The 25,618-nt window shown below is 64.4% G+C and carries 21 protein-coding genes and 2 pseudogenes; 6 read left to right on the top strand and 17 right to left on the bottom strand.

Annotated features, from left to right (window positions below):
- Nucleotides 1-37 precede the first annotated feature (37 nt).
- Entirely contained in the window at nt 38-1,384 is a 1,347-nt protein-coding gene (locus tag A5636_RS20420) for an acetyl-CoA C-acetyltransferase (RefSeq protein WP_065160451.1), read from the top strand.
- A gap of 608 nt (nt 1,385-1,992) precedes the next feature.
- On the opposite strand, the gene A5636_RS20415 is transcribed toward A5636_RS20420, so the two are convergent.
- A complete protein-coding gene (locus A5636_RS20415) occupies nt 1,993-3,828 on the bottom strand; it encodes an acyl-CoA dehydrogenase (protein ID WP_065160450.1) in 1,836 nt (611 codons plus the stop codon).
- 491 nt (nt 3,829-4,319) lie between these two features.
- Between A5636_RS20415 and A5636_RS20410 the strand changes: the two genes are divergently transcribed.
- Nucleotides 4,320-4,808, top strand: a complete 489-nt coding sequence (locus tag A5636_RS20410) for a flavin reductase family protein (protein ID WP_065160466.1) — start codon at nt 4,320-4,322, stop codon at nt 4,806-4,808.
- A gap of 20 nt (nt 4,809-4,828) precedes the next feature.
- Here the strand turns inward: A5636_RS20410 and A5636_RS20405 are convergent, their stop codons facing one another.
- From A5636_RS20405 to A5636_RS20385, 5 genes are all read right to left on the bottom strand, one after another.
- Entirely contained in the window at nt 4,829-5,575 is a 747-nt protein-coding gene (locus A5636_RS20405) for a succinate dehydrogenase/fumarate reductase iron-sulfur subunit (protein ID WP_065160449.1), read from the bottom strand.
- Nucleotides 5,575-7,491, bottom strand: coding sequence for a fumarate reductase/succinate dehydrogenase flavoprotein subunit (locus tag A5636_RS20400; protein WP_065160448.1), 1,917 nt, complete (start codon nt 7,489-7,491; stop codon nt 5,575-5,577). Before A5636_RS20400 ends, A5636_RS20405 begins: the two co-directional genes overlap by 1 nt.
- 39 nt (nt 7,492-7,530) lie before the next feature.
- Entirely contained in the window at nt 7,531-8,361 is an 831-nt protein-coding gene (locus A5636_RS20395; protein WP_065160447.1) for a hypothetical protein, read from the bottom strand.
- A gap of 84 nt (nt 8,362-8,445) precedes the next feature.
- Complete coding sequence (locus tag A5636_RS20390) at nt 8,446-8,742, bottom strand: hypothetical protein (RefSeq protein WP_065160465.1); 297 nt, start codon at nt 8,740-8,742, stop codon at nt 8,446-8,448.
- A 165-nt stretch (nt 8,743-8,907) separates the two neighbouring features.
- Nucleotides 8,908-9,348 carry an Hsp20/alpha crystallin family protein gene (locus A5636_RS20385; protein ID WP_065160446.1) on the bottom strand — a complete coding sequence of 147 codons (441 nt, stop codon included), beginning with the start codon at nt 9,346-9,348 and terminating at the stop codon, nt 8,908-8,910.
- 214 nt (nt 9,349-9,562) lie between these two features.
- Here A5636_RS20385 and nirB point away from each other — a divergent pair, with 214 nt between their 5' ends.
- On the top strand, nt 9,563-12,121 hold the full coding sequence (gene nirB, locus A5636_RS20380; protein ID WP_081287902.1) for a nitrite reductase large subunit NirB: 2,559 nt from the start codon (nt 9,563-9,565) through the stop codon (nt 12,119-12,121).
- A 55-nt stretch (nt 12,122-12,176) separates the two neighbouring features.
- Nucleotides 12,177-12,545 (top strand): nitrite reductase small subunit NirD, encoded by a 369-nt coding sequence (nirD, locus tag A5636_RS20375; protein WP_065160445.1) that lies wholly within the window; start codon nt 12,177-12,179, stop codon nt 12,543-12,545.
- Here nirD and A5636_RS20370 read toward each other — a convergent pair.
- The 10 genes from A5636_RS20370 to A5636_RS20325 all read right to left on the bottom strand — a co-directional run bounded on the left by A5636_RS20370 (nt 12,542) and on the right by A5636_RS20325 (nt 22,634).
- A complete protein-coding gene (locus A5636_RS20370; RefSeq protein ID WP_065160444.1) occupies nt 12,542-12,991 on the bottom strand; it encodes a hypothetical protein in 450 nt (149 codons plus the stop codon). The two genes, nirD and A5636_RS20370, sit on opposite strands and share 4 nt — an antisense overlap.
- Nucleotides 12,992-13,037: 46 nt before the next feature.
- Nucleotides 13,038-13,751, bottom strand: a complete 714-nt coding sequence (locus A5636_RS20365) for a sirohydrochlorin chelatase (RefSeq protein WP_065160443.1) — start codon at nt 13,749-13,751, stop codon at nt 13,038-13,040.
- On the bottom strand, nt 13,748-14,893 hold the full coding sequence (locus tag A5636_RS20360) for a uroporphyrinogen-III synthase (protein WP_065160442.1): 1,146 nt from the start codon (nt 14,891-14,893) through the stop codon (nt 13,748-13,750). Before A5636_RS20360 ends, A5636_RS20365 begins: the two co-directional genes overlap by 4 nt.
- Nucleotides 14,894-14,927: 34 nt before the next feature.
- Nucleotides 14,928-16,325: a nitrate/nitrite transporter gene (locus A5636_RS20355; protein ID WP_065160463.1), complete on the bottom strand. Its 1,398-nt coding sequence runs from the start codon at nt 16,323-16,325 to the stop codon at nt 14,928-14,930.
- 184 nt (nt 16,326-16,509) lie between these two features.
- Nucleotides 16,510-17,928: a nitrate/nitrite transporter gene (locus A5636_RS20350; RefSeq protein WP_065160441.1), complete on the bottom strand. Its 1,419-nt coding sequence runs from the start codon at nt 17,926-17,928 to the stop codon at nt 16,510-16,512.
- Between the two features lie 123 nt (nt 17,929-18,051).
- Nucleotides 18,052-18,708: a GNAT family N-acetyltransferase gene (locus tag A5636_RS20345; protein ID WP_437339850.1), complete on the bottom strand. Its 657-nt coding sequence runs from the start codon at nt 18,706-18,708 to the stop codon at nt 18,052-18,054.
- 6 nt (nt 18,709-18,714) lie between these two features.
- A complete protein-coding gene (locus A5636_RS20340; RefSeq protein WP_065160440.1) occupies nt 18,715-19,602 on the bottom strand; it encodes a 5-oxoprolinase/urea amidolyase family protein in 888 nt (295 codons plus the stop codon).
- Between the two features lie 21 nt (nt 19,603-19,623).
- A complete protein-coding gene (gene pxpB, locus A5636_RS20335) occupies nt 19,624-20,271 on the bottom strand; it encodes a 5-oxoprolinase subunit PxpB (protein WP_065160439.1) in 648 nt (215 codons plus the stop codon).
- A gap of 89 nt (nt 20,272-20,360) precedes the next feature.
- Entirely contained in the window at nt 20,361-21,341 is a 981-nt protein-coding gene (locus A5636_RS20330) for an ABC transporter substrate-binding protein (protein WP_065160438.1), read from the bottom strand.
- A gap of 36 nt (nt 21,342-21,377) precedes the next feature.
- Nucleotides 21,378-22,634 (bottom strand): DNA polymerase domain-containing protein, encoded by a 1,257-nt coding sequence (locus A5636_RS20325; protein ID WP_065160437.1) that lies wholly within the window; start codon nt 22,632-22,634, stop codon nt 21,378-21,380.
- 69 nt (nt 22,635-22,703) lie between these two features.
- On the opposite strand from A5636_RS20325, the pseudogene fadD2 reads away from it, so the two are divergent.
- Nucleotides 22,704-24,365, top strand: a pseudogene (gene fadD2, locus A5636_RS20320) (long-chain-fatty-acid--CoA ligase FadD2); the annotation flags it as partial.
- Nucleotides 24,366-24,708: 343 nt separating this feature from the next.
- Here the strand turns inward: fadD2 and A5636_RS20315 are convergent.
- A complete protein-coding gene (locus A5636_RS20315) occupies nt 24,709-25,035 on the bottom strand; it encodes an ATPase (protein ID WP_155763920.1) in 327 nt (108 codons plus the stop codon).
- Between the two features lie 308 nt (nt 25,036-25,343).
- On the opposite strand from A5636_RS20315, the pseudogene A5636_RS20310 reads away from it, so the two are divergent.
- Nucleotides 25,344-25,618, top strand: a pseudogene (locus tag A5636_RS20310) (hypothetical protein); the annotation flags it as partial.

Genomic DNA, 25,618 nt, shown 5'->3' with positions numbered 1-25,618 from the left:
AAACTGACCCTTACAACTGACTAGCGGAGACAAAAACGTGGCCCCTGCAAGCTCTGAGCCCAAGACCAAAGCTTCTCAGAAGAGTTCCCCGGGCCGGCGACGGGTCGCCGTGCTCGGTGGCAACCGGATCCCATTCGGCCGGTCCGATCGCGCCTACGCCGAGGCGTCGAACCAGGACATGTTCATCGCGGCGCTGGGCGGTCTGATTGACCGGTTCGGGTTGTCCGGCGAACGGCTGGGTGCAGTGGTCGGCGGGGCGGTGCTCAAGCACAGCCGCGACTTCAACCTGATCCGGGAATGCGTATTGGGCTCCGATCTGTCTTCGTACACGCCGGCGTTCGACCTGCAGCAAGCCTGCGGCACCGGCCTGCAGGCCGCCATCGCCGCCGCTGACGGCATCGCTGCCGGCCGCTACGAGGTGGCCGCCGCCGGTGGGGTGGACACCACTTCGGATGCGCCGATCGGCCTGGGCGAGGACCTGCGCCGCACCCTGCTGAAGGTGCGCCGGTCCAAGTCCAACGTCGAGCGGGCCAAGCTGCTGGGCTCGTTGCCCGCCAACCTCGGACTCGACCTCCCGGCCAACTCCGAGCCCCGCACCGGACTGTCCATGGGCGAGCACGCCGCGATCACCGCCAAGGAACTCGGGATCAAGCGCGTGGACCAGGACGAGTTGGCCGTGGCCAGCCACCACAACATGGCCGCCGCCTACGACCGGGGATTCTTCGACGACCTCGTCACGCCGTTCCTGGGCCTCTACCGCGACGACAACCTGCGGCCTGACGCCAGCGTCGAGAAACTGGCCAAGCTGAAGCCCGTGTTCGGCGTCAAGAACGGCGACGCGACTATGACGGCGGGTAACTCGACGCCGCTTACCGACGGCGCCTCGGTGGCCCTGCTTTCCACCGAGGAATGGGCGTCGGCGCACTCGCTGTCGCCGCTGGCCTACTTCGTGGACGCCGAGACGGCCGCGGTGGACTACGTCAACGGCAGAGACGGTCTGTTGATGGCGCCGACATACGCGGTGCCGCGGCTGCTCGCCCGCAACGGTCTGAGCCTGCAGGATTTCGACTTCTACGAGATCCACGAGGCGTTCGCCTCCGTGGTGCTGGCTCACCTGCAGGCCTGGGAATCGGAGGAGTACTGCAAGGAACGGTTGGGCCTGGACGCCGCGTTGGGTGCCATCGACCGGTCCAAACTCAACGTCAACGGCTCGTCCCTGGCAGCTGGACACCCCTTCGCTGCCACCGGCGGACGGATCCTGGCGCAGGCCGCCAAGCAGGTCGCGGAGAAGAAAGCCCAGGCCAACGGTTCGGGGACGGTGCGCGCGCTGATCTCCATCTGTGCCGCTGGCGGGCAGGGGGTCGCCGCAATCCTGGAGGCATAACCTGCGACCGGAATCATCTCAAGAGAATTTTCGGACGGGTGGTTATTCGCGGGATCATCTGGGTACTCGCTAGTCCGGATAGCCCCGTGTTGGTGTCTGACCCCCCGACCCCGACGGCAACGCGGGGCAATCCCTAGATCGACCGCCGGTCAGCGGAGACGGGCGAACGAAAAGGGCCGCCGCTGGAGTGAGGGGATTCCAGCGGCGGTCTTTTGCATGTCTGGGCCTTCTTCATGTCGCCTTTTTTCCATGTCGCCTTTTGGCTGTCGCCTATTGCATGTCGCCTTTTGCAAGTCGCCTTTTCCCGCGACTGGGCCTGCCAGCGCCGAGATTGAAAGCTCGCATGCGATTTACGGTGTGTGGGGTGCCTGGTGTCAGTGTCGACGACAAACGAGGCGCATCGTCCATCTGGGCGGGCCGTGCCGGTCCTTCATCCCGATCCTGGCCAGCGAGCCAGTCCCCAGCCGCCGCCGAGATTGAAAGCTCGCATGCGATTGACGGTGTGTCGTGTGCCTGGTGTCAGTGTCGCGTCGTGGCGCGACGCAACGCAACCGCAAAGCAAAGATCCCCCGCCTCCATACGGAAGCGGGGGATCTTCGTGCTGATGCTTAGAACGCGGCTTCGTCCAGCTCCATGATGTCGTTGTCCAGGGTGTCGATCACCTCACGGGTGCTGGTCAACAACGGCAGGAAGTTCTTGGCAAAGAACGACGCCCCCGCAATCTTGCCTTCGTAGAAGGACCGCTCGGATCCGGTCGCGCCGGCGTCCAGCGCTTCGATGGCCACCGCGGCCTGACGCTGCAGCAACCAACCGATCACCAGGTCACCGACGCTCATCAGGAACCGCACCGAGCCCAGGCCCACCTTGTAGAGGCTGGTGACATCCTCCTGTGCCGACATCAGGTAGCCGGTCAGCGTGGCCGCCATCGCCTGCACATCGGTCAGCGCCTTGGCCAGCAGCGCGCGCTCGGCCTTCAACCGTCCGTTGCCGGACTCGCTGTCGACGAACTGCTGGATCTCATTCGAGATGTGAGCCAACGCCACACCCTTGTCGCGGACGATCTTGCGGAAGAAGAAGTCCTGCGCCTGGATGGCGGTGGTGCCTTCGTACAGCGAGTCGATCTTGGCGTCCCGGATGTACTGCTCGATCGGGTAGTCCTGCAGGAAGCCGGACCCACCGAAGGTCTGCAGGCTCTCGGTGAGCTTGGCGTAGGCCTGCTCGGAGCCGACGCCCTTGACGATCGGCAGCAGCAGGTCGTTGACCTTGGCGGCCAGTTCGGCGTTCACGCCGTGCACGGTCTCAGCCACCGCCGCGTCCTGGTAGGTGGCGGTGTACAGGTAGAGGGCCCGCAGGCCTTCGGCGTAGGCCTTCTGGGTCATCAGCGACCGACGTACGTCCGGGTGGTGCGTGATTGTCACGCGCGGCGCGGTCTTGTCGGTCATCTGGGTGAGGTCGGCGCCCTGCACGCGGGACTTGGCGTACTCCAGCGCGTTGAGGTAGCCGGTCGACAGGGTGGCGATGGCCTTGGTGCCGACCATCATGCGAGCCTGCTCGATGACCTCGAACATCTGGGCGATACCGTCGTGGACCTCGCCGACCAGCCAGCCGACCGCCGGCTTGTCGTGCTGACCCAGCGACAGCTCGCAGGTGGCCGAGACCTTCAGGCCCATCTTGTGCTCGACGTTTGTGACGTAAACGCCGTTGCGCTCACCCAGCTCGCCAGTCTCGGGGTCGAAGTGGAACTTCGGTACGAAGAACAGCGACAGACCCTTGGTGCCCGGGCCGGCGCCTTCGGGGCGGGCCAGGACCAGGTGGAAGATGTTTTCGAACAGGTCACCGGAGTCGCCCGAGGTGATGAATCGCTTCACCCCATCGATGTGCCAGGTGCCGTCCTCCTGCTGAGTGGCCTTGGTGCGGCCGGCGCCCACGTCGGAGCCGGCATCCGGCTCGGTGAGCACCATGGTGGAACCCCAACCGCGCTCGGCGGCCAGCACTGCCCACTTCTTCTGCTCCTCGGTCCCGAGGTGGTGGAGAATTTGGGCGAATCCGGCGCCGCCGGCGTACATCCAGACGGCGGGGTTGGCGCCGAGGAGGTGCTCGTGCAGGGCCCACATCAGTGCCTTGGGCATCGGCATGCCGCCAAGTTCTTCATCCAGGCCTGCCTTGTCCCAGCCGGCTTCGATGACCGCGTTGACGGACTTCTTGAACGACTCCGGCAACGTCACTTCGTGCTTTGCGGGGTCGAATACCGGCGGGTTGCGGTCACCGTCGACGAACGATGCGGCGACGGGCCCCTCGGACAGGCGGCTGATCTCTGCCAGCATCTCGCGGGCTGTGTCGGCGTCCAGATCGCTGAATTCGCCTTGACCTAAAGCCTTGTCAACGCCCAGTACCTCGAAGAGGTTGAATTCCTGGTCACGAACGTTGCTTTTGTAGTGGCTCACTTAAGGTTCCTCCTCATTGAGAATGCCACTTGTGGTTGGGTACTAGGGCTAAGTTACCCACCAGTAACACTGTCAAAATATACCCATCGGTAACTTGAACGCAAGCGAATGTGAGCTAGATTCCACTGTCTAACTAACCAACCGGTTGGGAAGGCGCCGGTTGCATGCCCGGTATGCGCCATGACCTGCGGCGATGATGAAATCCTAGGAAAAATGTGGGGCTCGTCACGGCTTCCGCTAGACCCGAGGGCCCGCGCGGCAGGATCGGGCGAATCCCACCCGGAGGATCGGGCTAATCCCACACAGAGGATCGGGCGAAGCTCACTCGCGCCGGCTACGGTCCATTTGCTCCCGATACGGCCGAAACGTTGAAAGCCGGACTGCTCGCGCACCCTGATGTGGTTGCTGCGATGTGGCTGCCGCCCATCAATATGCACAAGGTAGGCTCGAATCGAGAATCCCGTTCTCGGCGCGAGGGGCAGAAAAGTCCGGTGACTTCGAACAACAATCTGACGCCGCTGTCACTGCGCGAGGCCTTCGGCCATTTCCCATCCGGTGTGGTGGCCATCGCCGCCGAGATCAACGGCATTCGGGAAGGTCTTGCGGCCAGCACGTTCGTGCCCGTCTCCCTCGATCCGCCGCTGGTGTCGTTCTGCGTCCAGAACACCTCGACGACCTGGCCCAAACTCAAGGGCGTGCCGATGTTGGGTATCAGCGTGCTCGGGGAAAGCCACGACGAGGCCGCCCGGATGTTGGCGGCGAAGACCGGAGATAGGTTCGCCAACCTGGAAACGGTGTCCAGCGAATCCGGGGCCGTCTTCATCAAGGGCACCGCGCTGTGGTTGGAGAGCGCGATCGAGCAGCTGATTCCCGCCGGCGACCACACCATCGTGGTGCTGCGGGTCAGTGAGGTCACGGTCGACGCCGAGGTGACGCCGATCGTGTTTCACCGCAGCGCCTTCCGCAGGCTCGGCGTCTAGGGACGCCCGCCTAGGGTCCCTTAGCGGCGGAACAGCTTGTTGCCCAGCCACACGACCGGGTCGTACTTGCGGCCGGCGACTCGTTCCTTCATCGGAATAAGCGCGTTGTCGGTGATTTTGATGTTCTCTGGGCAGACCTCGGTGCAGCACTTGGTGATGTTGCAGTAGCCGAGACCGTGCTCCTCCTGAGCGAGATCTCGCCGGTCCAGGGTGTCCAGCGGGTGCATCTCCAACTCGGCGATTCGCATCAAGTAGCGCGGCCCCGCGAACGCCTGCTTGTTCTCCTCGTGGTCACGGATCACGTGGCAGACGTTCTGGCAGAGGAAGCACTCGATGCACTTCCGGAATTCCTGGGACCGTTGCACATCCACCTGCGCCATCCGGTACTCACCCGGCTGTAGGTCTTTGGGCGGCGTGAAGGACGGGATCTCGCGCGCCTTCTCGTAGTTGAAGGACACGTCGGTGACCAGGTCGCGGATCACCGGGAAGGTGCGAATGGGGGTGACCGTGACGACCTCGTTCTCGTCGAACGTCGACATCCGGGTCATGCACATCAGGCGCGGCTTGCCGTTGATCTCAGCCGAGCAGGATCCGCACTTACCCGCCTTGCAGTTCCAGCGCACTGCGAGGTCAGGGGTCTGGGTCTGCTGCAGACGGTGGATGACGTCCAGCACCACCTCACCCTCGTTGACCTCGACGGTGAAATCCTCGAGCGCACCGCCGTGATCGTCGCCGCGCCAGACCTGCATGCTCGCGTTGTATCCCATTACGCTCTCCGTTCCGGATGCTCGCCGAGCTCTTCGTCGGTGTAGTACTTCTCCAATTCCGAGATCTTGAAGAGCTCGAGCAGGTCTTGGCGCATCGGCACTTGCGGCTCGCGGCTGATGTCGATGTGCGGACCGTCCACCTCGGCGTTGTTGACCCGGCAGACCAGCAGCGTTTTGCGCCAGCTGGAGTCCATGCCGGGGTGGTCGTCGCGGGTGTGGCCGCCGCGGCTCTCCGTGCGTTCCAGCGCCGCCCTGGCCACGCATTCGCTGACCAGCAGCATGTTGCGCAGGTCGATCGCGAGGTTCCAACCAGGGTTGTACTCGCGGCCGCCCTCTACCTGCACCTTCTGGTAACGCTTCCAGAGCTCATCCAGCAACCCCAGGGCTTTGGTGATCTCGTCTTCCTTGCGGATGATGCCGACCAGGTCGTTCATCACGTGCTGCAGATCCAGCTGCAGGGCGTACGGATTCTCCGGTGCCGAGCCATCGGTCGGCGGGTCGAAGACCTTGAGCGCCTGTTTGGCGGCTTGGTCGATCGCATCGTCCGAAACGGCTGGACGGTTGCCGAGCGCCTGCACGTAGTCGGCGGCTCCCATGCCGGCGCGCCGCCCGAACACCAGGAGGTCCGACAGGGAATTGCCGCCCAGTCGGTTGGAGCCGTGCATGCCGCCCGAGCACTCACCCGCGGCGAACAATCCGGGCACCTTGGCCGCTCCGGTGTCCGCGTCGACCTCGACCCCGCCCATTACGTAGTGGCAGGTGGGTCCGACTTCCATCGGCTCCTTGGTGATGTCGACGCCCGCCAGTTCCTTGAACTGGTGATACATCGAGGGCAGCCGCCGCTTGATCTCCTCGGCCGTCAGCCGGGATGCGATGTCGAGATAGACGCCGCCGTGCGGGGTGCCGCGGCCCGCTTTCACCTCGGAGTTGATCGCGCGCGCGACCTCGTCACGCGGCAGCAGGTCCGGGGTGCGACGGGCGGAGTCGTTGTCCTTGAGCCAGGCGTCGGCCTCTTGCTCGTCTTCGGCGTACTGGCCTTTGAACACCGACGGGATGTAGCCGAACATGAAGCGTTCGTCTTCGGAATTCTTCAGCACACCGCCGTCACCGCGGACACCCTCGGTGACCAGAATCCCCTTGACGCTCGGTGGCCACACCATGCCGGTGGGGTGGAACTGCACGAATTCCATGTTGATCAGCGTCGCGCCGGCCCGCAGCGCCAGCGCATGGCCGTCGCCGGTGTACTCCCAGGAGTTGGACGTCACCTTGAACGACTTGCCGATGCCGCCGGTGGCCAGCACCACCGCTGGGGCCTCGAACAGGATGAACTTGCCGGTCTCCCGCCAATAACCGAACGCACCGGCAATCGAATCGCCGTCCTTGATCAACTCGGTGATCGTGCACTCGGCGAACACTCTGATGCGTGCGTCGTAATCGCCGAACTCGGCGTAGTCCTCCTGCTGCAGCGAAACGATCTTCTGCTGCATGGTGCGGATCAATTCCAGTCCGGTGCGGTCGCCGACGTGAGCCAGACGCGCGTAGGTGTGACCACCGAAGTTGCGCTGGCTGATTCGGCCGTCTTTCGTGCGGTCGAACAGCGCGCCGTAGGTCTCCAGTTCCCACACCCGGTCCGGCGCTTCCTTGGCGTGCAGCTCGGCCATCCGCCAGTTGTTGAGGAACTTGCCGCCGCGCATGGTGTCGCCAAAGTGGGTCTGCCAGTTGTCCTTCGGGTTGGCGTTACCCATCGAAGCCGCACAGCCGCCCTCGGCCATGACGGTGTGGGCCTTACCGAACAGCGACTTGGACACGACAGCGACCTTCTGGCCCCGTTCCCGCGCTTCGATGACCGCCCGCAATCCAGCGCCGCCGGCACCGATCACGACTACGTCGTAGGCATGCCGTTCGACCTCAACCATGAAACCTCACTCAGCTTTTGTACAAATTGATGAATTGGCTCAGTGGCCAATGAATCTCAAGTCGGAGATGGTGCCGCTGGCCACCAGCATGACGTAGAAGTCGGTCAGCATCAGCGTGCCCAGGGTGATCCACGCGAACTGCTTGTGCCGCGTGTTGATCTTGCTGATCTGCTCCCAGATCCAATACCGCACAGGGTGTTTGGAGAAGTGCTTGAGGCGTCCGCCGGTAACGTGGCGGCACGAGTGGCAGGACAGCGTGTAGATCCACAACATGATGACGTTGCCGAGCAGGATCAAATTGCCAAGACCGAAGCCGAATCCTCCTGGCCCGTCCTCGGAATGGAAGGCGACGATCGCGTCGTAAGTGTTGATCACCGAAATGATCCCGGCGATATAAAAGAAGTAGCGGTGCGTGTTCTGGACGATCAGCGGGAATTTGGTCTCACCGGTGTAGTGCACCCGAGGCTCGGCCACCGCGCACGCCGTGGGCGACTGCCACACCGTGCGGTAGTAAGCGCCACGGTAGTAATAGCAGGTCAGCCGGAACAGCAGCAGGAACGGCAGCGTCAGCGCCGCGTACGGTAGCCACCACACGTCCGGCAGGATCTGCGGCCAGAATTCGCTGGCTTCTCCGCAGGCAGTACTGACGCACGGCGAGTAGAACGGCGTCAGGTAGTGGTACTGGTGAACGTAGAAGTGCTCCTGCTGGAAAGCACGTGCCGTCGCGTAGATGACGAATGCCGCGAAGCCCAAGTTGATCCGCAGCGGCTGCAGCCACCATTTCTCTGGGCGGAGCGTCTTCTGCGCGATTTTGGCGCGCGTAGGTGAGAAGACGCCGGACTCAGAACGGCTCGCCGTTGGTGCGCTCATCTAAATTTGTGTTCCTCTTCGAACGGGCTGTTAGTCCGAAGGTTACACAGGGGAACCGCCCGTTACTTAGCCGGGCGTCACGGGTCAGTACCGGCTGTGACCTCCGACACCCTCGTCGTCGACATCGCGCCAGAAGTCGCTGTCGTACTGGGTGTCAGGGATGGTGATCTTCTCGCCGGACTGCTGGATAGTGGCGCGGCTGAGGTCCAACTCAGCCACGTCGGTGTCCAGTAGCTGGATGTCGCTGAGGATTCGGTCGGCGTCGATGACGATGCGCCGCGTGGCCGGGTTGTCTCCGTACCGTGCTTTCAGCGACGTAACACACCGCCGCAGCCCCCGCATGAGGTCGTGCAGCTCGGTGAGTTCAGTAGTCGTGGACAAAGGATGCTCCCTGGGGCTGAAGGTGTTACGGATCACAGTACGTCAACCGATACTATCCGCTCTCTCCAGAAAGCACCGGACATCGTCGTGGCCATGCCTGGGCCCTGCTTGTGCTGACGGCAAAGCCGCCGAGACACCAGGGATGTCTCGGCGGCTTGCGCAGGGTTACTTCGTGATGGCGATCCGCTGCGCCTGATTCGCCGGTGCGTATGCCCCCGCGACCCGCACGGTCAGGACACCGGCGTCGTACGACGCTGCGATCGCCTCACCGGTGACATGGGGTGGCAGCTGGAAGGAGCGACGGAACGACCCGTACCGGATCTCCCGCAGGGTGCGTCCGTCCTTATCCTCCGAATGCTCGTCACGGTGTTCGCCGTGGATGACCAGGCGACCCCCGTCGACCTCCACGTTGACGTCCTTGTCGACATCGACACCGGGCAACTCGAGGCGGACTACCGCGTCGTCACCGTCCTTGACGATCTCGGCGGCCGGGCTGAAACCCGTGTTCACCGGCTTGAACCAGTCCGCCGAGGCCGGACCGAAAAAGTCCCGCAGCCACCGGTCGGTGTCCCACGCCGGACGCGACCACAAGGCCAGATTGCTCATGGATAACTCCTTAATCTTCGTTGTGAGTTAGCTGTGCCCGACGCTGAATCGGTCGGATACTCATAAAACATGAGTCACCTACGCTAAAGTTCCACCTGGGAGTTCGCTCGCAGCGAAAGGTGTCACACAGACACTTGCCAGGCGTGATGGCGGCGTGATGCGTGCGTCACATTCGATGTCATTTCTTGCAACATCGGCTTCGTAGTCTCTTGGCATGTCTTCTGCCGGAACTACTCCCGTGCGCCCTGATGTGCGGCGTGTCGTCGTGGTCGGTCACGGCATGGTGGGCCACCGGTTCGTCGAGGCGCTGCGAGCCCGGGACACCAGCAATAGCTGGCTGATCACCGTGCTGGCCGAGGAAGCGGATGCAGCCTACGACCGCGTCGGCCTGACTTCTTACACCGAAAATTGGGACCGGAGTCTGGTGGCGCTGCCCGGTAATGACTACGCCGCCGACCACCAAGTGGAATTGCTGCTCAACACCCGGGTGGTCGAAATCGACCGTGGGACAAAGGCAGTGGTTACCGCCGACGGCGACCGTCACGCGTATGACACGCTGGTGGTGGCTACCGGGTCGTACGCTTTCGTCCCGCCGGTGACCGGTCACGACCTTCCGATCTGTCACGTCTACCGCACCCTGGACGACCTCGACGGCATTCGCGCCGACGCGCTGCGGGCGGTGGAGTACACCCACCGCGCGGGCGTTGTGATCGGCGGCGGCCTGCTGGGTTTGGAGGCGGCAAATGCGCTGCGCCAGTTCGGGTTGCAGACACACGTCGTCGAGATGATGCCGCGGCTCATGGCCCAGCAGATCGACGAGGCGGGTGGCGCACTGCTGGCCAGGATGATCGGTGATCTCGGGATTGACATCCACGTCGGAACCGGCACCGAATCCATTGAATACGTGGATAATTCGGATGGATCCAAGTCGGCTCGGGTCAGCTTGTCCGACGGGCAGGTCATCGATGCGGGCTTGGTGATCTTCGCCGCGGGTATCCGGCCCCGCGACGAGTTGGCGCGGTCGGCCGGTCTGGAGGTCGCGCCGCGCGGCGGCGTTCTGACCGATTTGTCCTGCCGCACCAGCGATCCCGACATTTTCGCGGTGGGTGAGGTCGCCGCCATCGAGGGCCGGTGCTACGGGCTGGTCGGACCGGGGTACACCAGTGCTGAAGTGGTGGCTGACCGGTTGCTCGACGGCGTAGCGGAATTCCCCGAAGCTGATCTGTCCACCAAGCTCAAACTGCTCGGCGTGGACGTCGCCAGCTTCGGTGATGCGATGGGCACCACCGAGGACTGCCTCGAGGTCGTCATCAACGACGCGGTCAACCGCACCTACGCCAAACTGGTGCTGTCCGATGACGCCAAGACACTGCTGGGCGGGGTGCTGGTGGGCGACGCGTCGTCCTACGGGGTGCTGCGCCCGATGGTCGGCAGCGAGTTGCCCGGTGACCCGCTGGCGCTGATCGCACCGGCCGGATCGGCCGACGGGGCCGGGACCCTGGGCATCGGGGCATTGCCGGACACCGCGCAGATCTGCTCCTGCAACAACGTCACCAAGGGCGACCTGAAGTGCGCGATCGCCGACGGATGCGCTGACGTGCCCGCGCTGAAGGCATGCACCTCGGCGGGGACATCGTGCGGGTCCTGTGTGCCGCTGCTCAAGCAGTTGCTCGAAGCCGAGGGCGTGGTGCAGTCCAAGGCGCTGTGTGAGCACTTCAGCCAATCCCGCGCCGAGCTGTTCGAGATCATCGCGGCCACCGAGATCCGCACCTTCTCCGGGATGCTGGAGCGCTTCGGTCGCGGAAAAGGTTGCGACATCTGCAAACCCGTCGTCGCCTCCATCCTGGCGTCCACCGGATCCGACCACATCCTGGACGGCGAACAAGCTGCGCTGCAGGACTCCAACGACCACTTCCTGGCCAATATCCAGAAGAACGGCAGCTACTCGGTGGTGCCGCGAGTCCCGGGCGGCGACATCAAGCCAGAGCACCTGATCCTGATCGGCCAGATCGCCCAGGACTTCGGGCTCTACACCAAGATCACCGGCGGCCAACGGATCGATATGTTCGGTGCCCGGGTGGATCAACTCCCGGCGATCTGGAAGCGATTGGTCGACGCCGGCATGGAGTCGGGCCACGCCTACGGGAAGGCGCTGCGCACCGTGAAAAGCTGCGTGGGCAGCGACTGGTGCCGCTATGGGCAGCAGGACTCGGTGCAACTGGCCATCGACCTCGAACTGCGCTACCGGGGACTGCGGGCGCCCCACAAGATCAAACTGGGCGTGTCGGGTTGTGCGCGGGAGTGTGCCGAGGCGCGCGGCAAGGACGTCGGCATCATCGCCACCGAAAAGGGCTGGAACCTCTACGTCGGCGGCAACGGCGGGATGACACCCAAGCACGCTCAACTGCTGGTCGGCGACCTGGACACCGCGACACTGGTCCGCTATATCGACCGTTTCCTGGTGTACTACATCCGCACCGCCGACCGGCTACAGCGCACCGCGCCGTGGGTGGAGTCGTTGGGCCTGAACCACGTGCGCGAAGTCGTCTGCGAAGACTCCCTCGGCCTGGCCGCGGAATTCGAGGCCGCCATGGAGCGCCACGTCGAAAACTACGAGTGCGAGTGGAAGGGCGTGCTGGAGGACCCGGACAAGCTCTCGCGGTTCGTCTCCTTCGTCAACGCACCCGACGCCGCCGACCCCACCGTCGCGTTTACCGAACGGGGCGGGCGCAAAGTGCCCGTGCCCATTGGCATTCCGCGTATCCGTTCCTAGCCGTCATTTCTAGCCGTCATTTCTAGCCGTCATTCCTAACCGCCCAGGAGAAACAATGACACTTCTCGACGACATCCAGGTCTGGACCACCGCCTGCGATTACCACCACCTCATTCCGGGCCGCGGCGTCGGCGTCCTGCTGGACGACGGCACTCAGGCGGCGCTGTTCCGGCTCGACGACGGCTCCGTGCACGCGGTGGGTAACGTCGACCCGTTTTCCGGGGCCGCGGTGCTATCCCGCGGGATCGTCGGTGACCGTGCCGGCCGTGTCACGGTCCAGTCACCGATCCTCAAGCAGGCTTTCGCCCTGGACGACGGGTGCTGTCTGGACGACCCAGAGGTGTCGGTGCCGGTATACGCGGTGCGCGTTGCCGCCGATGGTCGCATTCAGATCGGACGGTTCGCCGACCGAATGGCTGCTTAATCGATCTTGCCGACGAGATAGCGCTGCATCGTCGGGCCGATTGCGTCCACCAACTGTTCCACGGTCATCGAGTGCAGCGGTTCGGAACGAACCCCGTAGCGCATGATGCCCAACCCGACCAGCTGCGAGGCGCACAACGACGCCCGAACAGCGATCTTGTCGGCGCCAAGCATCTTGAGCAGCGGGTTGAACACCGGGCCGATGAACATCGACTGCACGATCTCGGCGGTCTTGGACAGACCCGTGGAAGCGATCGCACTCGCGGCAAAAGGTCCACCGCCGGCGGCATCCCAGGTGGTGATCAACATGTACAGCGTGCGGCGTCCTACCTGGTTGACGCTGCCGGTGACGATGCGGTCGATGAACTCTGGTGTGCTGAAAGGCAACCGCAGCATCTTTGCCACATCATCGAGGAGTCCACGCGAGGGCTCTTCGTTACGGGCCATGTTGCCAGGATTACCCCGGATGCGGGCAAACATCAAGTGTCGTTGGTCACGCCGTTCGTGAGTACAGGACGACCGGCGGTATGAGGGCGCTGCGGAACCGGTTGGCAATCAACCGCGCCATACCGGGATCCGTGCCCAGCGGGGACGTCACCAGGTCGGCACCGCTGTCATACAGGCGTTGCTGAAACAGACCATCGGCCAGCAGGTACGAGACGATCACGACGCGGCGCGCCCGCCGGACGCGGGCAGCGGCGACGGCCTCACTCACAGTAGGTGAGCCGGTCGCCGCGAAACACAGGTCGACCCGCGAGCCGATGAGGGTCGACAGCGACGCCGCTGCCCCATGTAAGTCGCTGCGAGCCAGCATGTCTGAGGTTCCCGCTGCAGCCAGGAGTACCGAATCACCTGGGCGCCAACCGGATGCGGCCAGATTCTGGCCCAGGATCCGGGTGATCTCCGGACTCGGCCCCAGCGCCGCGGTAACCCGTACATCGCGGTGGCCGCTGGCCGCGATCTGCGCGGGCAGGTCGGCGCGGACGTGATAGCCGCGCGACAGGAACGCAGGCACCACGATCGCGGGATCGCAGTCGTCACGCGCGGATAGGCAGGAGAGCACTTCGCTGGGTGTCGGTCCCAGCACATCGACGAATGCGACTTGGACGGTGCGGTCGAGCAATCCGCTGACTCGCGTGGCTAAGTCAGCCACCATCGCGACGCCCGACGGTCGACGGGTGCCGTGTGCCGTCAAGAGCAGGCTCATGCGGCGTCCGGCCCGGTGTCCAGGGCGAGCCGATACCCGCGCTTGACGACTGTGGCAACGATGTTCTTGTCACCCAATGCGGTTCGCAATCGCAGCACGGCAGTGTCAACCGCGTGCGTGTCGTCGCCGTTGCCGGGCAGCACCCGCAGCAATTCAGCGCGCCCGACCACGTCGCCCGGGCGGTGTGCCAGCGCGCGCAGTATCGACATTCCCGATCCTGACACCGGCTTGACCGAACCGTCGACCAGGACGCAGGTACCCCTGATCTCGACCAGGTGACCGGCAACCTTCACGCTGCAGGAACCCAGCAGTGGCAGTTCCTCGGCGATGTGGCGAGCCAAGGCGCCCAACCGCATTCGCTCCGGCGCGGAGGTCGGCACGCCGCGACGGATCAACGGCCGCGCGGTCACCGGACCCACGCACATCGCGTGGACGCCGCTGCGCAAGGCTTCCAGTACCTGCTCTTCGATGTCCAACTCGCGGCTGCGTTCCAGTACCGCCACCGCCGCCGGCGCCGACGTGAAGCTCACCGCGTCGAACTGTCGCCGGGCGATACCTGTGACCAGCTGGTCGAACTCCCCGCCCAAAGGCACTGGCAGCCAACGGTATACCCGAATCGGCACTATCTCGGCCCCCGCGGAACGCAGGGTGGAAATGAACTCCGGGAATGGGTCCCAACCGTCAGCCGCACCGTGCAGTTGAATGGCGATGCGCTTTCCGCAGACCCCGGATTCGAGCAGGTATTCCAGCACCTCGTGCGAGGATTCGGATTCCGGCGACCACTCTTCACGCAAACCGGCGGCGCGCAGGGCACCGGTCGCCTTCGGGCCACGTGACACCACCCGGGCCGATGACAACGCGTCGGTGAGTTCGGTCGCCAGACCCCAGCCTTCGGCCGCGGCCAGCCAGCCGCGAAAACCTATGCCGGTGTGGGCAACCAGGATGTCAGGCGGATCGGCGATCAACGCCTCGGTGTTGGTGTGCAGCTCGTCGTCGTCGGGCAGCGCGATCATGCTGATCGCCGGGGCGCTGAAAATTTCCGCCCCATGCCGGCGCAGCAGTGCGATCAGCTCCTCGGCACGACGAGCTGACGTGACTGCGATTCGGTAGCCGGCAAGTGGCGCAGACTGTGGCTGGGCCATACGACTCTTATATGCCGACCACATTTCCGAGGCGTTACCTGACAATTGCTGCGGCATTGCCTTCGGCTGCGTTCTTCGTCACACGGTCGGTGGGGCGGCGTACGTACATCACCCAGGTGAGCCATGCGGCCACCACGTAGGAGGCCAGGAAGAGCCAATATGCCGACGTCTCCGTGCCGCTGCGCAGATAGGACTCCCGCAAAGCCACGTTGATGCCGACGCCGCCTAGTGCGCCCACCGCCGCGCAGAATCCGATCAGCGACCCTGACATTGCCCGCGCCCACTGCCTTCGTTGTGTCTCAACGAGATCCAGCGAGCGGCTGCGTGCTTCGAATATCGACGGGATCAACTTGAACACCGAGCCGTTGCCCATGCCGGCCAGAATGAACAGTGCTATGAAGCCGACGACGTAACCTGTCAGCGCCGCGCCACCTGTCCCCGGCCGGCTGTCGTCGTGGGTACTGATTCCGACGAGTAAGCCGGCGGCCACGATCATGCCGGCGAGCACGGACAGCGTGACCCGGCTGCCGCCTATCCGGTCGGACAGCCGGCCACCGTATATCCGTGCCAGGGAACCCAATAGCGGCCCCACGAAGGCGATCTGCGCGGCATGCAGGGATGCGTGCGCGACAGTCTCACCGTGCTCTTCGAAGTTGACCTGCAACACCTGACCGAACGCGAAGGCGAACCCGATCCAGGAGCCGAAGGTGCAGATGTAAAGCAGCGAGATCACCCAGGTGTGTGAGAGAAAGAGGATGGAGCGCAGGGTGTTTGGTTGCGTCCCGTGTTCGAGGTTGTCCATGAACATGGCGGCCGCAATGCCGACGACCGCCAGCAACACCAGGTAGATCGCGCAGACCCAGTACGGCGCCTGGTGTCCGGCGGTGGCCAGCGCCAGCAGTCCGGCCAGCTGGATCACCGCGACCCCGAGGTTGCCTACACCGGCGTTGACGGCCAAGGCGGAGCCCTTGAGTCGTTGTGGGTAGAAGGCGTTGACGTTGGCCAGGGACGCTGCATAGTTACCGCCGCCCAGGCCGGTCAGCGCAGCACACAGCACGTACGGCCACAACGGAAGGCCGGGGTTGGCCAGCAGCGCGATGGTGCCCGCGGTAGGAATCAGCAATACGAACGCGGCGAACACTGTCCAGTTACGGCCGCCCCACCGCGCGATACCCAACGTGTACGGGATGCGCACGGCGCCGCCGGCCAGGGTTGCGACGGCACCCAGCAGCAGCTTGTCACTGGCCGAAAAGCCGTAGACGGATGCCGGCATGAACAGCGTCATCACCGACCATAAGGACCAGATCGAGAACGCGACGTGGTCACCGGCGGCAGTGCAGAGCAAGTTACGGCGGGCGATTGTGCTGTTGCCGGTCTCCCACGCCGTCGCGTCTTCGGGATCCCATTGGGGGATGCGATGGTCACGGCCCATCTGGTTGGCCACCTTTCTGGGCGCCGCAACCGCGCCTCGACGTGAAGAGGCTTGCGCCGCTGTCGGTTTCGATGCTCACATCGAGAACGCTGGACCGTCAACTCAACGGGGCCGATATCAGCTGAAAGTTGAATTCCAGTTGTCTGCAAAGTCGCTGACAAGCTAGGGAATCGAGTGAGTTTGGTTACACATGGGCGGGCACCGGGTTCGCGGCGGTAGTTACCCGCAGCGGCTTGCGTACGTAGACAGTCCATGTCAACAGTGCTGCGGCCGCATAGAATCCGGCAAACACCCAGAAGGCCGACGTCGCGTTGCCGCTGTCGAGGTAAGACTGGCGCAGCACCACATTGACCGCGACACCACCCAACGCTCCGATCGCTCCGGCGAATCCGATCAATGCTCCCGACATGGAGCGTGACCACTGCCGGCGTTGCGCCTCGTCGAGTCCGATCTCGTGGCTGCGCGCCTCGAAGATGGACGGAATCATCTTGTACACAGAACCGTTGCCGATACCGGACAGAATGAACAGAGCGACGAAACCTGCTACGTAGCCGACTATCTCGGTCACCGCGGCGGGACCGTGCTCCTGCTGCGCGAAAGTGCCTACGCGGACCAAGATTCCTGCCGCCACGAGCATCGCGCAGAACACGCTGAGGGTGACCCGGCCGCCACCGATCCGGTCGCCCAGCCGACCGCCGTACACGCGCGACAGTGAGCCCAGAAGTGGCCCGAGAAAAGCGATTTGCGCGGCGTGCAATGCGGCCTGTGCGGTGGACTGTCCGCTGGCGATGAAGTTGATCTGCAACACCTGGCCGAATGCGAACGAGAAGCCGATGAACGAGCCGAACGTGCCGATGTACAGCAGCGAGATCACCCAGGTGTGCGGTTCGGTCAGCACCTTGCCCATGATGTTCATCTCGATGCGGTATTGCCGCAGGTTGTCCATGCACAACGCGGCGCCGAGTCCGGCGACGGCCAGCAGCACCAGGTATACCGCGCACACCCAGTACGGCTGACGGTCGCCGACGGTGGCAATCACCAGCAGCCCGACCAACTGAATCATCGGCACGCCGAGGTTTCCCCCACCGGCATTGAGGGCCAACGCCCAGCCCTTGAGCCGCTGCGGGTAGAAGGCGTTGATATTGGTCATGGAGGAGGCGAAGTTGCCGCCACCGAACCCCGCCAGTGCCGCACACACCAGGTACGGCCACAACGGCAAGCCGGGATGGGCCAGCAGGTACAGAGTCAGGACGCTGGGGATCAGCAACACGACGGCAGAGAACACGGTCCAGTTGCGGCCGCCGAACTTCGCGGTGGCGAAGGTGTAGGGAAAACGCAGGCAGCCACCGACAAGCGTGGCGGTGGCGCCGAGCAGGAATTTGTCGCCCGCGGAGAACCCGTAGACCGACGCCGGCATGAAGAGCACCATCACCGACCAGATGGACCAGATCGAGAACCCGACGTGCTCGGCTGCCACCGACCAGATCAGGTTGCGTCGGGCGATGTACTTGTTACCGGCTTCCCAAGCCGCCACATCTTCGGGGTCCCATTCGGAAATCTCATGCGAACGGCCCCTCAGCGACCTGCGGAACTCGGCGAACATCCAGACTCCTCACGTCATCGAACCTTGCCGACCACGCTAGGAATGCATTGTTGCGCGAGCGCTTCTGGCAGTGACCCGGGAATGAATTTCGGATCACCGCAACGCCCTACGATGTGTGAGGGGTTACCAGACGTCTCCGTCGCGCCAATCGCACGCCAGCTCCTCGGACGTGTCGAGGCTGACGCTGACTGGGAGCACGAACACCGTCCCGTCGTCCTCGGGCGTGCGGGTGAGCCCGGTGGGGGCCAGGACCGAGGTCGGCCCGAGCCAGGGCAGCCAGCCGCGCGCCGCGTAGAGACGGCGGGCTTGCACCGTGGAGCTGAGGGCACCGAGCTGATAAGCGCCGCGCATCACCTGCTCGACGCCGTCCAGCAGTGCGTGCACCAGTCCTTGACCACGCCAATCTTCGCGTACCGCAACACCTTCGACGTAACCGCAGCGCAACGCAGTGCCCCGGTAGAGCAGCCGGCGCTGCACCACCGAGGCGTGCGCGATGATTGCGCCGTGGTGCCAGATCAGCGCGTGCATGCCGCCCAGTGCGTGCTCCCAATCGGCTTCTGAAAAGGGCTCTGAAAAGGGTTCGGAAAGAGGCTTGGAAAAGGGCTCGGAAAAAGGTTCAGAAAAGGGTTCGGAAAAGGCTTCGTCCAAGTCACCGGAAGAAGCCCCGGAAGAAGCTCCGGAAGAGGCCCCGGAAAAAGCGGTCGTGACCATCTGGCAGATGCGCCTGCGGGTCTCGTCGTCGATATCGGCGGTGTGTACCAGCCGCGCGGTATGCACGATCCCTGTCTACCAGCCAGACTCGGCCGGCCGCCGGGGCCGTGCCCAGTGCAGCCGCACGTGTTGCCCCGGCCGCACCTGGGCCAGTTTGTCGATGTCTTCGTCGATCACCACGCCGATCACCGGGTAGCCGCCGGTGATCGGATGATCGGGACCAAGGATGACCGGTAATCCGTTGGGCGGCACTTGGATTGCACCGCGGGTGGCCCCCTCGCTGGGGAGCTGCCGGTCCGGCTCGCGGTGCTGGAGGGGACGGCCGGCCAGTCGCATTCCCACCCGGTCGCTGCGGTCGGATGCCACCCAATCGGTATGTACCAGGGCGTCGGGGTCGACGAACCAGTCGTCGCGAGGGCCAGGTATCGCACGCAGTTCCACCGCATCGGCGGTGATCGCGGCGACGGGGGCCTGTTCGAGTTCCGGGTAGTCGGCGGTGTGCTCGCCCACCGGCAGCACGTCGCCCGGTTGGAGCGGCAGCGGTCCGATCTCGGAGAGCACGTCATAGCTGCGCGAGCCCAGCACCGGCGTGACACCGATGCCACCGCGTACCGCCAGGTAGGACCGCAGCCCCGCCCGGGGCGTGCCCAGCGAGACCACCTGGCCGGCGCGCACATGACGAATGCTGTTGGTGCCGAACATGATTCCGTTGATGGTGGGGTCGGTGTCGGCCCCGGTCACGGCGATGTCGAGGTCGCCGCCGCGGACCCGCGCCGACAATCCACCGAAGGTGACCTCCACCGTGGCCCAGTCATCGGGGTTGGCGACCAGCCGGTTGGCCAGCGCGTGCGAACGACGGTCGGCGGCCCCGGATCGACCGACACCGAGGTGGGCCAGTCCGGCCCGGCCAAGGTCCTGGACCAGGGCCAGGGGTCCACTGCGCAGGATTTCCAAAGTCGTCATCGCGGTCTCTCCTTGCCCGGCCTAGTGCGCACGGAACCGGACCGACATGCCTTGGGTCAGCAACGCCGGATCGGGTCGATCGATATCCCACAGCACCGCGTCGGTGTGCCCGATGAGCTGCCAGCCGCCCGGTGAGCGGCGGGGATAGATCGCGCTGAACTCGCCGGCCAGGCCCACCGACCCGGCCGGAACCGACGTCCGCGGTTCCGTTCGTCGCGGCACGTGCAACCGTTCGTCACCGCCGATCAGGTACGCGAAGCCCGGAGCGAACCCACTGAAGCCGACGCGCCACGGGGTGCTGGTGTGCGCATTGATCACCTGCGCCGTGCTCAGTCCCGTACAGCGGGCGACCTCGGCCAGATCCGGGCCGTCATACACCACGTCGATCACCAGCTCCCGGCCCTGTTCGTGCGCGGCATCGGCGGTATCGGGTGTGACCCGGAGCTTACGCAGACGTTGCCGGGTCACGCCCTGAAAGCGCGGGCCGTGCAGCTTGACCAGGACGGTGCGGGACGCGGGGACGATGTCGACCACGCCGGGCAACTCAGCCGCTCGCAGCGCATCCGCCCACGCCAGTACCTCTACGGTGCTGTCGCACTGCAGCATCAGTGCCTGGTCCCCGTAGTCAACGACGTCGCAGGCCAACTGGGTGATCTCCGTCACATCCATAGTTCACGGTAGCTCCGGAATTACAGGCTCGGCCAGCAACTTTCGAGCACTGCCAGAGGTGCCTTAGCAAACGCTCATGCTCGGGGTGGCTAGCCCAGAATTTTGGTGAGCTGCGGCGGAAGTTGATCGGCGACAACTGGATAACTCAGCGGCGATGCGAAGGCGATCGCTCCGGCCAGATCCTTGCCGGTGAAGATGTGCCGCTTCTGGGCGGTGGTAACCGCGGCCGCTATCTCGGGGTCGGCCAGCAGCGCCTGCTCGTCCTCGGGACTCTCGGTCGTCCAGATCAGCACATCGGCGGAGTCGAGCACATCCTTTATGCGATCCCGTGGGATCACCGCGCGGTGATCAGTGGCGTAGGCGTTGATGCTGTCGGACATGACCAGACCCATCTGATTCATGAAGTCGGTCCGCCAGCCCGCTACGGTGGCCACCACCGTGCCCTGCCAGATCCGGCCCTGCATCAGCAGCGCCCTCTTGCCCTTCCACTGTTGATTCTTCTGGCCGATATCGGTGAACTTTCCCTCGACCGCGGAAATCAACGACTTCATCTGATCGGCCTGGAACACCGCCCGCCCGATCGCCGCGGCTTGGTCCTTCCACGGCTCGAAGAACGCGTCGCCGTCCGACTGGGCGACGGTCGGTGCGATCGCCGACAGTTTCTGGTAGGTGTCAGCGTCGAGGCCGGCGTTGGTCGCCACGATCAGGTCGGGCTTCAGCCCCGCGATCTGGTCGACCTGAATTCCGTTGTCCAAGTTCAGCACAACCGGCTGTGCCGCACCGAGTTTGGGTTGAGCCCACGGCCACACCCCAAAGGGTTGGTCACCGAACCAGTTGGTCACCGCGATCGGCACCACACCGACAGCGAGCAGGTCGTCCTGCTCGGTGTAGCCCGCGCTGACAACGCGCTTAGGCGGTTCTTTGACGACGGTCTCACCGAACAAGTGCCTGACTGTCACCGACCCGCCGCCCGGCGATCCCGGCGCCGGCTTGGATTCAGAGCACGCGGCGAGCAGCCCCGCGGCCCCGGCGACCTGCAGGAATCCGCGCCGAGTCCATCCCTGTTGCACAGCGTGAGAGTATCGCGTGCCTTACCGGTCCGTTAGTTACGTCGCCTTGTTTCGCGGGCTGGGCTTCGGGCGGGGACCAGTGTCGGGCTGTCTCCAGGGGCTGTAGTCGGCAATCAGCTCCTCTTGCGCGGGCCGCTCGTCGACGGGCACATGCTGCAGGTTGATCCGGATTCGGTACCAGATCGAACTGGGCCCCCGCATCCCGTCGACCAGGACGTCGGCGGGTTGCAGCTGGTCGGCCGCCGCGGGGTGGCGTTCCCGCCAGGTGTCCAGCGCGGCCATGGCCTCGTCCTTCGTCTTGGTGCGGGCCACCTCGATCAGCGGCATCACGGATTGCCGCCGACCGTCGGCGCTCCTGGCGGCGCCCCGGGGCGCTTTTTCCGGTGGGCCCAATTCCTCGGCGAGCGCGAGCAATTGGTCGAGGCTGCCCGGCGCGTCGTCCATCCCCTCCCACGGGTCACCGAGCTCGGCGAATCGGCCGGGCACAGTGGCAATGGTGAATTCCTCCGGGCGGCAACCGGCTACCTCGTCCCAGCGCAGCGGAGTGGACACCCGGGCGTCCGGAGTGGCCCGCACGGAGTAGGCCGAGGCGACGGTCCGGTCCTTGGCGTTCTGGTTGAAGTCGACGAACACGCCCTCGCGCTCTTCCTTCCACCACCGACTGGTCGCGAGCTCCGGTGCCCGCCGCTCGACCTCGCGTGCCACGGTCTGGGCGGCCAGCCGCACTTTGGCGAACGGCCAGCGCGGGCTGATCCGGGCGTAGATATGGAAGCCCCGTGACCCGGACGTCTTCGGCCACGGGGTCAGGCCGTGATCCTCGAGGACTTCGCGGGCCACCGCCGCCACGTCGACGATGCCTTGCCACGAGACGCCGGGCATCGGGTCCAGGTCCACCCGCAGCTCGTCGGGGTGATCGAGGTCCTCGGCCAGCACCGGATGCGGATTGAGGTCGATGCACCCCAGATTGATCGCCCAGGCCAACCCGGCGGCGTCGTGGATGACGGCCTCGTCGGCGGAGGTGCCCGAGGCGTACCGCAGCGTGGCGACGTCGACCCAGTCCGGCCGCTTGGCGGGTGCCCGCTTCTGGAATACCGCCTCTTCGGTGATGCCCTTGACGAAGCGTTTGAGGATCATCGGCCGGCCGGCTACCCCGCGCAGCGCACCGTCGGCCACGCTCAGGTAGTAGCGGATCAAGTCGAGCTTGGTAATGCCCTGAGCAGGAAACACGACCTTGTCCGGGTGAGTGACGGCGACTTCCCGGCCGGTCACTTCCAGCAACACGGGTTTGGCCATGGAAGTTCATGGTAATTCGGAGGAAACCTAGTGGTCGCATTGCGACCTCCGTCACATATGGTGAGGATTATGCCTAACCTCAGCGACCTGCCCGGCGTCGGAAAAATCCAGCAATACGTTGAACGCGGCGCCGCCGAACTGCACTACGTGCGCAAGATTTTCGAAGCCGGGGCCTTCCGGATCGAAGCCCCGCAGAACTACGCCGCGATGGCCAGCGGCATCGTCAAATGGGGTGAATTCGGGATGCTGCCGGCGCTCAATGCCGCGCGCACCCCTGACCGCGCCGCGTGCATCGACGAAGACGGCGAGTTCAGCTTTCGCGAACTCGACGAAGCCGCCCACGCGGTAGCGAACGGACTGCTCGAAAAGGGCGTCAAAGCCGGGGACGGTGTCGCGATCCTGGCCCGCAATACCCGCTGGTTCCTCATCGCCTACTTCGGTGCAGCCCGGGTGGGTGCCCGCATCATCCTGCTCAACAGCGAATTCTCCGGCCCGCAGGTCAAAGAGGTGTCCGAGCGCGAGGGCGCCAAGCTGATCATCTACGACGACGAATACACCAAGACCGTCAGCAAGGCCGAGCCGGAACTGGGTTTCTTGCGCGCCCTGGGCACCAACCCGGACAGCGACGAGGACTCGGGCAGCAAAGACGAGACGTTGGCCGACCTGATCGAGCGCAGTAGCAAAGAACCGGCTCCCAAAGCCGGCAAGCACGCCTCGATCATCATCCTGACCAGCGGGACCACCGGCACCCCGAAGGGCGCCAACCGCAGCACGCCCCCCACCTTGGCGCCGGTCGGCGGGATCCTCTCGCACGTTCCGTTCAAGGCCAACGAGATCACCTCGCTGCCTGCGCCGATGTTCCACGCGCTGGGTTTCCTGCACGCCACGATTGCCATGTTCCTGGGTTCGACGTTGGTGCTGCGGCGCAAATTCAAGCCACCGCTGGTGCTGGAAGACCTGGAGAAACACAAGGCCACAGCGATGGTCGTGGTGCCCGTGATGCTGTCCCGGTTGTTGGACGCCATCGAGAAGATGGACAAGAAGCCCGATCTATCGAACCTGAAGATCATCTTCGTGTCGGGTTCGCAGCTGGGCGGTGAGTTGGCGGCACGCGCGCTCAAGGACTTCGGTCCGGTCATCTACAACATGTACGGCTCGACCGAGATCGCGTTCGCAGCCATCGCTGGTCCCAAAGACCTGGAGAAGGACCCGTCGACGGTCGGACCTGTGGTCAAGGGCGTCAAGGTCAAGATCCTGGACGACAACGGCAAGGAGAAGCCGCAGGGTGAGGTGGGGCGGATCTTCGTCGGCAACGCGTTCCCGTTCGAGGGCTACACGGGCGGCGGCCACAAGGAGATCATCGACGGCCTGATGTCGTCGGGCGACGTCGGTTATTTCGATGAGGACGGGCTGCTGTTCGTCAGTGGCCGCGACGACGAAATGATCGTCTCCGGCGGCGAGAACGTTTTCCCGGCCGAAGTCGAGGACTGCCTCAGCGGGCACCCGGACGTCGTAGAGGCCACCGCGATCGGCGTCGAAGACAAGGACTACGGGCATCGGCTGCGTGCATTCGTGGTCAAGAAGGATGGCTCGGACGTCGACGAGGACACACTCAAAAAGCACGTGAAGGAAGAGTTGGCTCGCTACAAGGTGCCGCGCGAGGTCATCTTCCTCGACGAGCTGCCTCGCAACCCGACCGGCAAGATCCTCAAGCGCGAGCTGCGCGAGCTGGACGTCGACGACAAGGACGAGGCCAAAGCAAAGGCCAAGGATCTGAACGAGAAGGACAGCAAGAGCGGCGGGGATAAGGCCGGGGATAAAGGGTCGGACAAGGGCGCGGACAAGAGCGGTGCCAACAGCGGCGATAAAGGTAAAGCCAAGTCCGAGAAGAACGACGAGAATGGCGAGGCGAAGTCGGACTCCGCGGGCGACGAGACGGCCAAGACAGAGTCAGGCGAAAAGTCGGACGAAAACTCAGACGAAAAGTCAGGCGAAAAGTCCAACAAGAAGTCAGACGAAAAGGCCAACGAAAAAGCCGAGTGAAAGCCGAGTGACCCTACGGCCCGGCCTCGGTTCACACCCGGCGCGCCTGAATCACCCGGATTATCTGGGCCGACAACCGCGGGTCGACCAGAAGCTGTTCGATGAGCGTGGTGATGACGTCCTGACCGGTGACTCGCGCCAGTCCTAGTCGGTCGGCGGCATCACGCTGCCAGATGTCGAGGGCTCGGTGGGTTGCCGGCGACAGGTCGACGGTCCGCCTGGTCCGCTGCGCGCGCCCGGGTGGATTGGGTGCGCCGTAGCCGACGGACGGCTGCTCGCGGATCCGCGGCCGGCGCGGTTGCGGGAAGTTGACGAAGCGCTCCGTCGGCTCGCCATCCCCGATCGATTCAATGCTCACTGCAGCGACCTTCCTTCGAGGGCCAAGCAGTGAATCAGTCTAGGGACGCTTCCTTAGTCTTTGCTGTACGCCCGGCTAATAAGTTTGCTAGGTCTCATCATAAATGGTGAAGATACGGAAAATCTGACCGCACATGTCAGTAATCAAGTAAATCAGTATCACCAGACTATCGGGCTTCAGTCGGGCGAAAATCAGTATCTTTGACGGTTATGGGCGACAATATACAGCTAAGCCAAATTAACTCTTCATGGTTTGCCCAGGAACTTCTGCATAGCGTTGGAATTGCAATTCGAAGAAGAGGAGTTCCAATGTTGATCACACGGCAAAGCGTCCGGATTGGGATGGTCGGTGCGGCAGGCGCGGGCGCGCTGACGTCGGCTCTGCTGTTCGGCCCGGTACCCGTCGCCCAGGCCGCACCTGTCTCGATCACCAGCATCGCCCCAGCGCCGACCGCTGGACCGCGCGTCGATCCGGTGCGCGGCGGCCACGGCTGGGGCGGCGGTCACGGCCACGGCGGCGGCACCCACGGGCCGCGGCCCTTGCGGTGCAACTCGGCATCGAGCGCTTCTTCCAATTCCATGGG

The organism is Mycobacterium asiaticum (assembly GCF_001673315.1).
In the GTDB taxonomy this organism is placed as follows: domain Bacteria; phylum Actinomycetota; class Actinomycetes; order Mycobacteriales; family Mycobacteriaceae; genus Mycobacterium; species Mycobacterium asiaticum_B.
Note: the sequence above shows the minus strand (reverse complement) of the source record. Positions and strands in the feature narration are given on the sequence as shown.

Coding starts and splice junctions, on each gene's coding strand:
- nirD (WP_065160445.1), top strand. CDS start 12,177: ATGACACTTCTCGACGACATCCAGGTCTGGACCACCGCCTGCGATTAC.
- A5636_RS20385 (WP_065160446.1), bottom strand. CDS start 9,348: ATGAGCAATCTGGCCTTGTGGTCGCGTCCGGCGTGGGACACCGACCGG.
- nirB (WP_081287902.1), top strand. CDS start 9,563: ATGTCTTCTGCCGGAACTACTCCCGTGCGCCCTGATGTGCGGCGTGTC.
- A5636_RS20325 (WP_065160437.1), bottom strand. CDS start 22,634: ATGGCCAAACCCGTGTTGCTGGAAGTGACCGGCCGGGAAGTCGCCGTC.
- A5636_RS20360 (WP_065160442.1), bottom strand. CDS start 14,893: ATGGCCCAGCCACAGTCTGCGCCACTTGCCGGCTACCGAATCGCAGTC.
- A5636_RS20400 (WP_065160448.1), bottom strand. CDS start 7,491: ATGGTTGAGGTCGAACGGCATGCCTACGACGTAGTCGTGATCGGTGCC.
- A5636_RS20370 (WP_065160444.1), bottom strand. CDS start 12,991: ATGGCCCGTAACGAAGAGCCCTCGCGTGGACTCCTCGATGATGTGGCA.
- A5636_RS20395 (WP_065160447.1), bottom strand. CDS start 8,361: ATGAGCGCACCAACGGCGAGCCGTTCTGAGTCCGGCGTCTTCTCACCT.
- pxpB (WP_065160439.1), bottom strand. CDS start 20,271: ATGGATGTGACGGAGATCACCCAGTTGGCCTGCGACGTCGTTGACTAC.
- A5636_RS20405 (WP_065160449.1), bottom strand. CDS start 5,575: ATGGGATACAACGCGAGCATGCAGGTCTGGCGCGGCGACGATCACGGC.
- A5636_RS20340 (WP_065160440.1), bottom strand. CDS start 19,602: ATGACGACTTTGGAAATCCTGCGCAGTGGACCCCTGGCCCTGGTCCAG.
- A5636_RS20355 (WP_065160463.1), bottom strand. CDS start 16,325: ATGGGCCGTGACCATCGCATCCCCCAATGGGATCCCGAAGACGCGACG.
- A5636_RS20365 (WP_065160443.1), bottom strand. CDS start 13,751: ATGAGCCTGCTCTTGACGGCACACGGCACCCGTCGACCGTCGGGCGTC.
- A5636_RS20350 (WP_065160441.1), bottom strand. CDS start 17,928: ATGTTCGCCGAGTTCCGCAGGTCGCTGAGGGGCCGTTCGCATGAGATT.